A 12898-nucleotide genomic window follows, 5' to 3' on the forward strand; every position below is an offset into this window, starting at 1 on the left:
GCTTAAAATTGATTATTCAACGCGAATGATACGGCTGGTATTGGTGGTGCCAATCGTCCCCATCACATCACCTTGGGTCACGATCACCAGATCGCCAGAAACCAGGAAGCCTTTATCTTTCAATCGATTAACCGCCTCAGTGGCGGCAAGAATACCATCAGTGTGGGTATCGCAATAGACCGGGGTGACGCCACGGTAGATAGCCGTCAGATTCAAAGTATGGTCGTGACGTGACATCGCAAAGATGGGTAAACCGGAGCTGATACGGGACATCATCAGCGCAGTGCGACCTGATTCGGTCATGGCGATAATCGCCGTAATCCCTTTCAGATGGTTTGCCGCATACATGGTCGACATCGCAATAGCTTCTTCGACATTGTCGAATTGCACATCAAGGCGGTGCTTAGAGACATTAATGCTGGGGATTTTTTCTGCGCCCAGACAGACTCGCGCCATTGCAGCCACTGTCTCTGCCGGATACTGACCGGCTGCGGTTTCTGCCGACAACATCACGGCATCGGTGCCATCCAGTACCGCGTTTGCCACGTCCATGACTTCTGCACGAGTTGGCATTGGGTTAGTAATCATCGACTCCATCATCTGAGTCGCGGTGATCACCGCACGGTTAAGCTGGCGAGCGCGGCGAATCAGTTTTTTCTGGATACCGACTAATTCAGGGTCACCAATTTCCACCCCCAAGTCACCACGAGCAACCATCACCACATCAGAAGCGAGGATGATGTCATCCATGGCCTCATCGGTTGCCACCGCTTCAGCGCGCTCAACTTTGGCCACGATTTGCGCATTGCAACCCGCATCACGGGCCAGACGACGCGCATAGTGTAAATCTTCGCCAGTACGCGGGAAGGAGACTGCCAGGAAATCTACGCCAATTTTAGCGGCGGTAACAATATCGGCTTTATCTTTTTCAGTCAGCGCTTCTGCTGACAGGCCGCCACCGAGTTTGTTAATGCCTTTATTATTAGAGAGCGGGCCGCCGACGGTGACTTCGGTGAAGACCTTCATGCCTTGAACTTCAATCACTTTCAACTGTACCCGGCCATCATCCAGCAGCAGAATATCACCAGGGACGACATCCGCGGGTAGGCCCTTATAATCGATACCGACTTTATCTTTATCGCCTTCGCCTTTAGCCATGTTGGCATCAAGCAGGAATTTATCGTGCACATTAAGGAAAACTTTGCCTTCCCTAAAAGTAGATACCCGGATTTTAGGACCTTGTAAATCGCCAAGAATAGCAACATGACGCCCAAGTCGAGCGGCGATTTCACGGACTTTATTTGCCCGCAACTCATGATCTTCAGCGCTACCATGGGAAAAATTCAGGCGGACTACGTTAGCACCAGCAGCAATAATCTTTTCCAGATTATTGTCGCGGTCAGTAGCCGGCCCCAGTGTAGTAACAATTTTGGTCCTTCTGAGCCGTCTGGACATCTCTTACTCCGTTGACTGATGAAGCATGGTGTTGTTAAAACAGCGGATAATAATCCGAGTAAAATGTAACTAAGCTACAAATTTTACGACGAAACTTTTTCATGTTTTACGACAAAATCATGTCATGCATGTTATCCGCTTGCGGATGTAAAAACGATCGATACACAAAATGATCGACTTACAAAGCGAGCTCTTTCTCAACATATCGGCTCTGGTGACATTTACCTGAGCCAAAGTAACGTTTATTTTTCAATAATACGTCAAATTGTGACGACGGAAGATGCGCTAACACAATTTTCAGGCCAGGCCAAACAAGGCGACTTCCGCGTCTGACATCTCTTTCGCATTTATATCTCTATTCACCGCTGTTGACGCGCGGTAAATCTTTATCAAAACGAGACTCTTTCAATGCATCTTTAACCCGTTTCAGGTTATCCCTGAACTTTGCCCCGCGGCGTAGGGTAAAACCCGTCGCCAGGACATCAATTAATGTCAGTTGAGCAATGCGGGACACCATCGGCATGTACATATCGGTGTCTTCCGGCACATCTAACAGCAGTGGTAATGTCGCTTCATTTGCCAGTGGTGTATCGCGCGAGGTAATAGCAATCACGGTGGCATCGTTTTCACGAGCTAAGTGAGCTAACTCAACCAGGCTTTTTGTGCGACCGGTATGGGATATTAATACCACCACATCACCTTCACTGGAATTCATGCAACTCATACGTTGCATCACGATATCATCAAAATAAATTACCGGAATGTTGAAGCGGAAAAATTTATTCATTGCATCATGGGCCACAGCAGCAGATGCACCCAGGCCAAAGAACGAAATCTTCTTGGCCTGGGTCAATAGATCCACGGCCCGATTGATAGCGGCAATGTCTAAATTGTTTTTCACCATATCCAGACTGGCCATGGTCGATTCGAAAATTTTACCGGTGTAAGCGGCTACACTATCATCTTCTTCAACATTTCGGTTCACATAAGGTGTGCCATTAGCCAGACTTTGTGCCAAATGAAGTTTAAAATCAGGGAAACCTTTGGTATCCAGCCGACGGCAAAAACGGTTTACCGTGGGTTCGCTGACGTTCGCCATTTTGGCGAGGGTGGCGATACTTGAATGGATAGCTGTTTGCGGGGAGGCAAGGATCACCTCGGCGACTTTCCTTTCAGATTTGCTCAGGAGGTCCAGATTATTTTGGATATTTTCCAGCGTATTCATATAACGAGAGTCACCCATGGGTTTTACCGATTTCATTTAAAGGAGAAATCTATGTCGGTTTAATGAAAATATACTACGAGCTGGGACCCGTTGGCAGTGGCATCTGGTGGGAAGTGTGGCTTTTTCACCAGAATATGACCTGTGTCTAATTTTCATAATGGTAAATGGTTGTCAAAAACGTCATAAAATTACATTTTTAAGTTGCGCAGCCTGATTTGACGCGGCTTGCCGCCTGAATGGATGTTTTTTAACCTTTTTTGATTCACTTTTATCTGGGTTTACTGGCTATAGCCAAAGAGAGTACATTAGGAATGTAAGAAAATTACAAATATCCTGCAACGAGGAGAATAACATGGCGGTAACTAATACAGGCCAAGCAGCCCAGGCGTGTGATCTGGTGATTTTCGGCGCTAAGGGAGACTTGGCTCGCCGGAAACTGCTGCCTTCCCTTTACCAATTAGAGAAAGCGGGTCACATCCACCCAGATACTCGGATCATCGGTGTAGGCCGTGCCGATTGGGATAAAGACGCGTACACAGCCGTGGTAAAGGAAGCCCTCGATACCTTTATGAAAGAGGCATTGGACGATGAATTGTGGCAAAAGCTCAGTTCACGTCTCGATTTCTGTAACTTAGATGTCAATGACAGCAAGCATTTCACCAAATTGGGCAAAATGCTGGATCAAAAAAATCGCATAACCATTAACTACTTTGCGATGCCGCCGAGCACTTTTGGTGCGGTTTGCAAAGGGTTAGGTGAGGCGGGGCTGAATAAAGAGCCAAGCCGAGTGGTGATGGAGAAACCTTTGGGGACGGATTTGGCCTCTTCTCGGGTGATAAACGATCAGGTTGCTGAATATTTTAACGAGTGCCAGGTCTATCGCATCGACCACTATTTGGGCAAAGAGACAGTGCTAAATCTGTTGGCACTGCGGTTTGCTAACTCGCTGTTTGCTTCCAACTGGGATAATCGCACCATTGATCACGTGCAGATCACGGTGGCAGAAGAGGTGGGTATTGAAGGGCGCTGGGGCTATTTTGATCAGGCCGGTCAGATGCGCGACATGATCCAGAACCACTTGCTGCAAATCCTGACCATGATTGCCATGTCACCACCGGCGGATCTGAGCACTGACCGTATCCGTGATGAGAAAGTGAAAGTGCTGCGATCGCTACGCCGTATCGATCACACCAATGTGCGGGAAACAACCGTGCGTGGCCAGTACACGGCTGGGTTTGTGCAGGGTAATAAAGTACCTGGCTATCTCGAAGAGGAGGGGGCGAACAAGAGCAGTAATACTGAGACCTTCGTCTCTATTCGTGTCGATATTGATGACTGGCGTTGGGCCGGTGTGCCGTTCTATTTGAGAACCGGTAAGCGCCTGCCAAGCAAGTGTTCAGAGGTGGTGGTTTACTTCAAAAACCCTGCGCTGAATCTGTTCCGCGAGTCCTATCAGCAATTGCCACAGAACAAGCTGACCATTCGTTTGCAACCGGATGAAGGCATCGAAATTGAAGTGCTGAACAAAGTGCCGGGTCTGGAGCATAAGCACCGTCTGCAAACCACCAAACTTGACCTCAGTTTCTCTAAGACGTTTAACGAACAGCACCTCGCTGACGCCTACGAGCGACTGTTACTGGAGACCATGCGTGGGATTCAGGCGCTGTTTGTTCGCCGTGATGAGGTTGAGGAAGCTTGGAAGTGGGTGGATTCAATCATGGATGCATGGGCGGCGGATAACGAAGCACCTAAACCTTACCAGTCCGGGACATGGGGGCCGGTAGCATCTGTTGCCATGATCACCCGCGATGGCCGTTCATGGAACGAGTTCGAATAAGTTGATGACTCAACACATCAGCAGATGAGATTTTGCTGGTGTGCCACCGTCAGGGATGCAGGCGGGCAGCTAGGGGCAGGAGGCCCGCGCAATAATAAAGAGTCGTTAGCTGGCTCGCATTCTGATTCTTTATGGCAGGCGGAGAGCATCTGTAGGAGTTCTGTCTGCCATATTTCAACTGACACCTTCGGGTGAGTACATGCCAATCGGCATAAGTGGAGATAACAACTGATGAAAAGCTGGAAAACGAGCGCAGAACAGATCATGACCGCAGGCCCCGTTGTCCCGGTGATTGTGATTACCCAGCTCGAGCAAGCAGTACCCTTGGCAAAAGCCTTGGTGGCAGGCGGTGTTCGGGTACTGGAAGTGACGTTGCGCACCCCTTGTGCTGTTGAGGCGATCCGCGCCATTGCCAAAGAAGTGCCTGAGGCGATTGTGGGTGCCGGCACCGTGCTTAATCCGCAGCAATTGGCTGACGTAGTGGAGGCGGGTGCACAGTTTGCTATCAGCCCTGGGCTGACGGATGAACTACTTAAAGCGGCAACGAAAGGCTCTATCCCACTGATTCCTGGGATCAGCACTGTTTCAGAGCTGATGTTGGGCATGAGCTATGGCCTGCGTGAGTTTAAATTCTTCCCAGCTGAAGCCAACGGCGGTGTTAAAGCACTGCAAGCCATCGGCGGCCCATTCTCACAAGTGCGTTTCTGCCCAACGGGTGGGATTACACCTAATAACTACCGCGATTATCTGGCGCTGAAGAGCGTGCTGTGTATTGGCGGTTCATGGTTGGTTCCGGTGGATGCGCTGGAAAAAGGTGACTATGCGCGCATTACAGAATTAGCGAAACAAGCTGTTGCGGGTGCGACTGCATAAGTTGTTCTAACTCCCTGAACTGACGGGAGAATCCCAGCATTCGTGCTAAAAACAAAACCCCTGTCATGCAGGGGTTTTGTTTTTTTGAAATCACTAACTTATTATTTTTAAATCTCTTTTTTTAAACTATTTGCTAAATTGATGGTTTGCTTTATAAAATTGGCTGTGGTAAAACTGCACTAGTTAATTATTCCAATTTGATGAGGATTTTAGGCGTATCGCACTAGGTTTGGCTAACAAGTAGGTGGCTAAGGCAGGTGTGGCTAAAAAAAATAGATATATTATGATGAAAATTAATGGAATTACTTTCAAACCTTCTACCTGTCAACTCTTCCTGTCTGCCATTCTGGCCAGTGAGCATCACTGGTGCAGCGAGCTGTAGCGTCTCTCCTCTTCCGTTTTAAGTCAATTTTCGAAAAAAATTATACGCCAAGTGAGTTTCTATTTCTTACGGCCTGCGCACACCTATGCCTTGTGAATAGGGTGCCAAGTGAGGATAACCGTAATAAATAGACCTTAGCGTGCGTTGATGCGTGTTAGGAGAAGAAAGATGATTTATTGGATATTTTTGGGGTTAGCTATTGTTGCTGAGATCATTGGCACTTTATCAATGAAGTACGCCAGTGTCAGCGGTGAGATGACCGGGCATATCGTGATGTATTTTATGATAACCGGCTCCTATATTTTGCTGGCTCTGGCGGTTAAAAAAGTGGCGCTGGGGGTGGCGTATGCCTTGTGGGAAGGGATTGGCATTCTGATTATCACTATTTTTAGTGTGTTGTGGTTTGATGAAAGTCTATCCGTGCTGAAAATAGCGGGCTTAGCAACCTTGGTGGCAGGGATTATGTTAGTGAAATCAGGAACCCGTAAACCGAAGAAGCCGGGTAACCAGAGCAGGAATGCAGGTGAGCACCATGCAACAGCTTGAGTTTTATCATATTGTCTTTTTGATTCTGGCGGTCATTTTGGAGATCATCGCCAATATCTTGCTGAAGATGTCAGATGGTTTTCGCCGTGTATGGTTGGGCATCTTATCATTGCTGTCGGTGTTAGGGGCATTTAGCGCCTTGGCGCAGGCTGTCAAAGGCATAGAATTATCAGTGGCTTATGCTTTGTGGGGCGGCTTTGGTATTGCGGCAACCGTGGCGGCCGGCTGGATTTTATTTAACCAGCGCCTGAACTATAAGGGTTGGATTGGTTTGATTTTGCTGCTGGCTGGGATGGTGATGATTAAGTTGTCCTAATATACCCGTCGTACTTGAAGTTGCAGGGGTGTTCGCTGCGCGCACGAACCCGAATCACTTACTTGTGTAAGCTCATCGGGATTCGCTTGCTGGCTGCCTACCTGCAACGCCAATTACTTTGGGTATAATCTGTATTGATACCTGCTCGCAACGCGCAGTAAACTAGATTGCCGCAATAATTTTGATCTCAACTTTATACTTCGGATTCATCAACTTGGATTCGACAGTACAGCGCACAGGCGCATGGCCGTCGACCACCCAGGCATCCCACGCCGCATTCATCGCCGCGAAATCAGCTTTATCAGCCAAAAAGATGGTGGCATCCAGAATACGGCTTTTATCTGAACCGAGCTGATTCAGCATGATATCAATCGCCGCCAGCGTGTTAGCGGTCTGCGCGGTGGCGTCGGCATCCAGATTTTCCGGCACACTGGTGTAGTAAATGGTGTCGTTGTGAATCACCGCATCGGACCAACGTTTTGCTGGATTAATTCGCTCAATACTCATTTTCACTCCCTTATGTGAATCTTAATGTCAGTTATTGGCATAAGGGTAGCATAGCTGATGGTGAGAATGTGTAGTCGCGGGGCGATAGGCTTGGCATAATCACCGCTGATTTCGCCCGGAAGAGACAGTGTGATAGACGATTTTGCAACAGATGGCGCACTGGCGCAGGCCATTACAGGTTTTAATCCCCGAGAGTCCCAGCGCCAGATGGCTGCGGCCATCAGTGAATCCATTGATGGCAAACAGCAATTGGTGGTTGAGGCGGGCACGGGTACTGGCAAAACATTTGCCTATTTGGCACCGGCACTGCGGGCTGATTGCAAAGTGATCATCTCCACCGGCTCCAAAGCGTTACAAGACCAGCTCTATTCCCGCGATCTGCCCACCGTGGCAACCGCTTTGAAATATAAAGGGAAATTGGCCTTGCTTAAAGGGCGTTCCAACTACCTCTGTCTGGAGCGCCTTGAGCAGCAATCATTGGCGGGGGGCGAGTTGGCGGGTGAAACATTGGTCGATCTGGTTCGCCTGCGCGGCTGGTCAGCGGAGACGATTGATGGCGATATCAGCACTTGTGGTCAGGTCGCTGAGGACAGTTTTGTCTGGCCGCTGGTCACCAGTACCAATGATAACTGTCTGGGCAGTGATTGCCCGTTGTACCAAGAGTGTTTTGTGGTGAAAGCTCGCCGCAAGGCGATGGATGCGGATGTGGTGGTGGTTAACCATCATCTGTTTCTGGCTGATATGGTGGTCAAAGAGAGCGGTTTTGCTGAATTGATCCCCACCGCAGATGTCATGATCTTCGATGAAGCCCATCAGATTCCAGATATTGCCAGCCAATATTTCGGCCAGCAGCTCACCAGCAGACAGCTGATGGATCTGGCGAAAGACATCATTATTGCTTATCGCACCGAAGTGCGGGACTCGGCGCAATTGCAGAAAAGTGCTGATCGCCTATCGCAAAGCACGCAAGATTTCCGCCTGGTTCTGGGTGATCCGGGTTATCGCGGCAATTTACGTGACGTGATGGAGCAGCCTGCGATTCAGCGGGCGCTGTTGTTACTCGATGATGCGCTAGAGCTATGTTATGACGTGATGAAACTGTCGCTAGGGCGCTCAGCTATGTTAGATGCCGCCTTTGAGCGCGCTACTGTCTATCGTAACCGCCTAAAGCGCTTAAAAGAGGTCACCACACCCGGTTACAGCTACTGGTATGAGTGCAATTCCCGCCACTTTATTTTGGCGCTGACACCACTTTCGGTCTCCGATCGCTTCCGTGAGTTGATTGAAGAGAAGCCGGGAACCTGGATTTTCACCTCCGCCACGCTATCGGTTAACGACCAATTATCCCATTTTACTGCTCGGCTAGGGCTGACCAACGCCAGAACCTTGCTGTTGCCCAGCCCGTTTGATTATGCTAATCAAGCTTTGCTCTGTGTGCCGCGTAATCTGCCCTCTGCCAATGAGCCGGGGGCGGCCCGCAAACTGGCGGTGATGCTAAAACCCTTAATTGATGCCAATAAAGGGCGCTGTTTCTTCCTCTGCACCTCGCACCAGATGATGCGCGGATTGGCGGAGGAGTTTCGCGCCAGCATGACATTGCCGGTTTTGGTGCAAGGTGAAACCAGCAAAGGGCAGCTACTGGCGCAGTTTGTGGCGGCGGGTAATGCGCTGCTTGTCGCGACCAGCAGTTTTTGGGAAGGGGTGGATGTTCGCGGCGATGCATTATCTTGCGTTATCATCGACAAACTGCCATTCACCTCACCGGATGATCCGTTACTGAAAGCACGGATTGAGGATTGCCGTCTGCGTGGGGGGGACCCCTTCAATGATGTGCAATTGCCCGATGCTGTTATCACGTTGAAGCAGGGCGTGGGGCGATTGATTCGTGACATTGATGATCGCGGTGTGCTGGTTATCTGTGATAATCGGTTGGTGATGCGCCCTTATGGCGCTATGTTCCTTAATAGCCTGCCACCAGCCCCCCGCACCCGCTCATTGGCGAAAGCTATCGCTTTTCTCAAGCAACGCGATTAAAAGAAAAACGAGCAGGGGTGTGCTATCATGCGCGCCCTGTATTGAATTGATACTCTTTTCCTGCCGAGGTTGGCATGTCCACGCGAATTTTAGCGATCGATACCGCAACAGAAGCTTGTTCTGTCGCACTCTGGAATAACGGCGAAGTCCAGGCACTGTTTGAGCTTTGCCCACGGGAACACACCCAACGTATTTTACCGCTGGTGCAGCAAGTGTTGGCTGAATCGGGCTTATCACTAGGGCAGCTTGATGCATTGGCCTTTGGCCGAGGCCCCGGTAGTTTTACGGGGGTGCGTATTGGTATCGGTATTGCTCAAGGGCTGGCACTGGGTGCTGACTTGCCGATGATTGGTGTCTCCACACTACAAACCATGGCCCAGGGCGCATTTCGTCTGACGGCGGCGTCGCGAGTATTGGCCGCGATAGATGCCCGCATGGGCGAAGTCTATTGGGGTGAGTTTGAGCGAAATGCCGCCGGGGATTGGCTGGGTGAAGCGACTGAAGCGGTGATGACACCGGATCAAACGTTGGCACGCTCTCAAATGCTGAGTGGTCGTTGGGCCACGGTCGGCACTGGCTGGCAAACTTATCCTGAACTGATTAGCGGCAGCAATGTGCAACTTACTGACGGCCAAATGCTGTTGCCGCAAGCCGAAGATATGCTGCCTTTGGCGCTCTCATTGTGGGCGAACGGGCAAGCTGTCAGTGTGGAAAATGCCGAGCCGGTCTATCTGCGCAACGAAGTTACCTGGAAGAAACTGCCGGGCCGTTAGAAAAAGTACCCAATAGATTTCACAATACAGAAAGGCGGCAATCCCGATGAGCTTACATCAGTCAGAAATTTAGGGAAGTTAGCGCCGCTAACGCCGCTGTAATGTGAAAGATGGAGGGTATAGAAACTTGTTATTCAAATTAGAGTCTAAAATATTAGGACAACTAATGATAATAAGGAGTAACAGACTATGACGATTAAAACGTCAGTAGCTCAATCGACAAAACATAAAAACCGTAAATGGATGTTGGGTTGGCTGGGTTTGGGTGTGTTGTTACTTTCTGGTTGCGTGACGATCCCACCGGCGATTCAGGGCACGACAGCAACGCCGCAGCAAAATCTCAATTTGGTCAGAACCGCACCGCAGGCATTTATCGGTCAGGAGGCGCGTTTCGGCGGTACAGTGGTTAGTGTGGTCAATGAACCACATCGCACCCGGCTTGAGATTGCCACTGTTCCATTGGATTCCGGTGCCAGACCTATATTAGGTGAACCCTCACAGGGGCGGATTATTGCCTATGTGAATGGTTTCCTTGAGCCAGCGGATTTCCGTGGGCATCTTGTCACCGTCGTCGGGCCTATCACCGGAGTTGAAGCCGGTAAAATTGGTATGACGCCATATAATTTCGTGGTGATGAATGCCACGGGCTATAAGCGCTGGCATCTTGAACAGCAAGTGATGTTGCCACCAACGATGGGGCCATGGGGCTATCGGCACCCTGAAATGTGGGGGCCGGGATGGGGTTGGTATGGCCCAGGGCCAGTGCCGGTACAAACGATCGTCACTGAGTAAGCTGTTGCAGTATTATAAGTAGGCACATCATGAGAGAAGGCGCTAAATTTAGCGCCTTTTTTATGTCTGTTTTACCGCGATTAATCTATAAAAGATTATATAATCAAATGGTTACCATATTTAACACTATCATAAAATGATAACATTCTGATTTTGTTGTGTTTTTTCGGGCGGCATTGGCCGCCTTGACTATTTATGGGATCTCGATATCAGAAAATAGTGATGTATCTCCCAACCTTAAAATTGTTTAAAAGCAAACTGGTACGCTGAGTTAAAATATTGTTAAAGTTCTGGTGTAAATTTGCGTCTTTTCTTCGTGACCAATAACAATTTCAGGAGCGCTACCTTGGAAAAAGTATGGCTAAAGCGTTATCCGGCAGATGTCCCCGCAGAGATAGACCCGGATCGCTACTCTTCTTTGGTGGAAATGTTTGAGAACGCGGCATTGCGTTATGCGGATCAACCCGCGTTTATCAATATGGGCGAGGTGATGACTTTCCGTAAGCTGGAAGAGCGTAGTCGTGCTTTCGCCGCTTATTTGCAGCAAGGTTTGGGGCTGCAAAAAGGTGACCGTGTCGCATTAATGATGCCCAATCTGCTGCAATATCCTATCGCTTTGTTTGGCATTCTACGTGCAGGTATGGTGGTGGTGAATGTTAACCCGCTATACACCCCAAGAGAGTTGGAGCATCAGCTTAACGATAGCGGCGCTGCGGCGATCGTTATTGTTTCCAACTTTGCCCACACGTTGGAAAAAGTGGTCTTTAAAACGCAGGTTAAACACGTCATTTTAACCCGCATGGGGGATCAACTGTCGGCAGCTAAAGGGACGTTGGTGAATTTCGTGGTGAAATACATCAAGCGGCTGGTGCCGAAATACTATCTACCTGATGCCATTTCGTTCCGCACTGCGCTGCAAAAAGGTCGCCGTCTGCAATATGTTAAGCCGGATGTGATTAATACGGATATGGCTTTCTTGCAGTATACCGGCGGCACGACGGGGGTGGCGAAAGGGGCGATGTTGACCCACCGTAATATGCAGTCGAACCTGGAACAGGCGAAAGCTGCCTATGCGCCACTGCTGCAACCCGGGCATGAATTGGTGGTCACCGCGCTGCCGCTCTATCACATCTTTGCTTTAACCATGAACTGCCTGCTGTTTATTGAGTTGGGTGGGCGCAGCTTATTGATCACCAACCCGCGCGATATTCCCGGCATGGTTAAAGAGCTAAGTCATTACCCATTCACGGCGATGACTGGGGTGAATACATTATTTAATGCTTTGTTAAATAACGAAGAGTTCGCTAAGTTGAATTTCTCTACGCTGAGGTTGTCGGTCGGCGGGGGAATGCCGGTACAGCAGGCGGTGGCTGAACGTTGGGAAAAACTCACCGGTAAACACTTGCTGGAGGGCTATGGTCTGACTGAGTGTTCACCGTTAGTGACCGGTAACCCTTATGACTTGAAACATTACAGCGGCAGCATTGGCCTACCGGTGCCGTCAACGGATGTTCGGCTGGTAGATGATGAGGGCCATGATGTGGCATTTGGCGAGCCGGGTGAACTATGGGTGCGTGGCCCACAAGTTATGTTAGGCTATTGGCAACGGCCAGAAGCCACGGATGAAGTGCTAAAGGAGGGCTGGTTGGCAACAGGTGATATCGCGACTCTTGATGAACAAGGCTTTTTGCGCATTGTTGATCGTAAAAAAGATATGATTCTGGTGTCAGGATTTAATGTCTACCCCAATGAGATTGAAGATGTGGTCGCGTTACATCCGAAAGTACTCGAATCTGCCGTCATTGGGGTGCCTAATGGGGTTGCTGGTGAGGCGGTAAAAGTGTTCATCGTGAAAAAAGATGCCACGTTGACACAGGAAGAGCTGCTAACCCATTGCCGCCGCTACCTTACAGGGTATAAAGTACCGAAAATAGTAGAGTTCCGTGACGAATTGCCGAAATCGAATGTCGGCAAAATTTTGCGTAGGGAATTGCGTGATGAACTTGTTACCAATAAGGCTGGCGATCAAGACGCAGCTTAGCGTAACGGTATCACCCAATCATTATCAACAACGCCGGTCATCGCCGGCGTTGTTGTGTTTGCCATAGACTATAGCCGCCCCTCGCAAGATGGCGGTTATAACGACCAAGAGAATGAC

General features: G+C 49.4%; 11 protein-coding genes. 8 read left to right on the top strand and 3 right to left on the bottom strand.

The genetic code is table 11. The annotated features are described in order from the left end of the window. Positions 1-12 precede the first annotated feature (12 nt). On the bottom strand, positions 13-1455 hold the full coding sequence (gene pyk, locus FFE93_RS09360; protein WP_005270189.1) for a pyruvate kinase: 1443 nt from the start codon (positions 1453-1455) through the stop codon (positions 13-15). A gap of 355 nt (positions 1456-1810) precedes the next feature. After that, positions 1811-2698: a MurR/RpiR family transcriptional regulator gene (locus tag FFE93_RS09365; RefSeq protein WP_276324381.1), complete on the bottom strand. Its 888-nt coding sequence runs from the start codon at positions 2696-2698 to the stop codon at positions 1811-1813. A gap of 334 nt (positions 2699-3032) precedes the next feature. Here FFE93_RS09365 and zwf point away from each other — a divergent pair, with 334 nt between their 5' ends. The 4 genes from zwf (at position 3033) to mdtI (ending at position 6634) form a co-directional block, all read left to right on the top strand. After that, on the top strand, positions 3033-4517 hold the full coding sequence (gene zwf / locus FFE93_RS09370) for a glucose-6-phosphate dehydrogenase (RefSeq protein WP_005270195.1): 1485 nt from the start codon (positions 3033-3035) through the stop codon (positions 4515-4517). Between the two features lie 231 nt (positions 4518-4748). Continuing rightward, positions 4749-5390, top strand: coding sequence for a bifunctional 4-hydroxy-2-oxoglutarate aldolase/2-dehydro-3-deoxy-phosphogluconate aldolase (locus FFE93_RS09375; protein WP_005270196.1), 642 nt, complete (start codon positions 4749-4751; stop codon positions 5388-5390). A gap of 550 nt (positions 5391-5940) precedes the next feature. Further along, on the top strand, positions 5941-6318 hold the full coding sequence (gene mdtJ / locus FFE93_RS09380; RefSeq protein WP_005270198.1) for a multidrug/spermidine efflux SMR transporter subunit MdtJ: 378 nt from the start codon (positions 5941-5943) through the stop codon (positions 6316-6318). Next, a complete protein-coding gene (gene mdtI / locus FFE93_RS09385; protein ID WP_049600153.1) occupies positions 6305-6634 on the top strand; it encodes a multidrug/spermidine efflux SMR transporter subunit MdtI in 330 nt (109 codons plus the stop codon). Before mdtJ ends, mdtI begins: the two co-directional genes overlap by 14 nt. 162 nt (positions 6635-6796) lie before the next feature. Here the strand turns inward: mdtI and FFE93_RS09390 are convergent, their stop codons facing one another. Further along, positions 6797-7141 carry a RidA family protein gene (locus FFE93_RS09390; protein ID WP_032896141.1) on the bottom strand — a complete coding sequence of 115 codons (345 nt, stop codon included), beginning with the start codon at positions 7139-7141 and terminating at the stop codon, positions 6797-6799. A gap of 129 nt (positions 7142-7270) precedes the next feature. On the opposite strand from FFE93_RS09390, the gene FFE93_RS09395 reads away from it, so the two are divergent. From FFE93_RS09395 to fadD, 4 genes are all read left to right on the top strand, one after another. Further along, the gene (locus FFE93_RS09395; RefSeq protein ID WP_049600155.1) at positions 7271-9175 is read left to right on the top strand and encodes an ATP-dependent DNA helicase; all 1905 of its coding nucleotides are present in this window, start codon (positions 7271-7273) and stop codon (positions 9173-9175) included. Positions 9176-9249: 74 nt separating this feature from the next. Then, positions 9250-9948, top strand: a complete 699-nt coding sequence (gene tsaB / locus FFE93_RS09400) for a tRNA (adenosine(37)-N6)-threonylcarbamoyltransferase complex dimerization subunit type 1 TsaB (RefSeq protein WP_005270209.1) — start codon at positions 9250-9252, stop codon at positions 9946-9948. Positions 9949-10137: 189 nt separating this feature from the next. After that, the gene (locus FFE93_RS09405) at positions 10138-10740 is read left to right on the top strand and encodes a Slp family lipoprotein (protein WP_005270219.1); all 603 of its coding nucleotides are present in this window, start codon (positions 10138-10140) and stop codon (positions 10738-10740) included. A gap of 346 nt (positions 10741-11086) precedes the next feature. Next, entirely contained in the window at positions 11087-12781 is a 1695-nt protein-coding gene (gene fadD / locus FFE93_RS09410) for a long-chain-fatty-acid--CoA ligase FadD (RefSeq protein WP_138775062.1), read from the top strand. The last annotated feature ends 117 nt before the right edge of the window (positions 12782-12898 follow it).

The sequence above is a fragment of the Yersinia sp. KBS0713 genome (assembly GCF_005937895.2).
Classification (GTDB): Bacteria; Pseudomonadota; Gammaproteobacteria; order Enterobacterales; family Enterobacteriaceae; genus Yersinia; species Yersinia bercovieri.

Bases quoted from the DNA above. Each gene is read 5' to 3' on its own strand.
- zwf (WP_005270195.1), top strand. From the start codon at position 3,033: ATGGCGGTAACTAATACAGGCCAAGCAGCCCAGGCGTGTGATCTGGTG.
- pyk (WP_005270189.1), bottom strand. From the start codon at position 1,455: ATGTCCAGACGGCTCAGAAGGACCAAAATTGTTACTACACTGGGGCCG.
- mdtI (WP_049600153.1), top strand. From the start codon at position 6,305: ATGCAACAGCTTGAGTTTTATCATATTGTCTTTTTGATTCTGGCGGTC.
- FFE93_RS09375 (WP_005270196.1), top strand. From the start codon at position 4,749: ATGAAAAGCTGGAAAACGAGCGCAGAACAGATCATGACCGCAGGCCCC.
- FFE93_RS09405 (WP_005270219.1), top strand. From the start codon at position 10,138: ATGACGATTAAAACGTCAGTAGCTCAATCGACAAAACATAAAAACCGT.
- FFE93_RS09390 (WP_032896141.1), bottom strand. From the start codon at position 7,141: ATGAGTATTGAGCGAATTAATCCAGCAAAACGTTGGTCCGATGCGGTG.
- mdtJ (WP_005270198.1), top strand. From the start codon at position 5,941: ATGATTTATTGGATATTTTTGGGGTTAGCTATTGTTGCTGAGATCATT.
- tsaB (WP_005270209.1), top strand. From the start codon at position 9,250: ATGTCCACGCGAATTTTAGCGATCGATACCGCAACAGAAGCTTGTTCT.
- FFE93_RS09365 (WP_276324381.1), bottom strand. From the start codon at position 2,698: ATGGGTGACTCTCGTTATATGAATACGCTGGAAAATATCCAAAATAAT.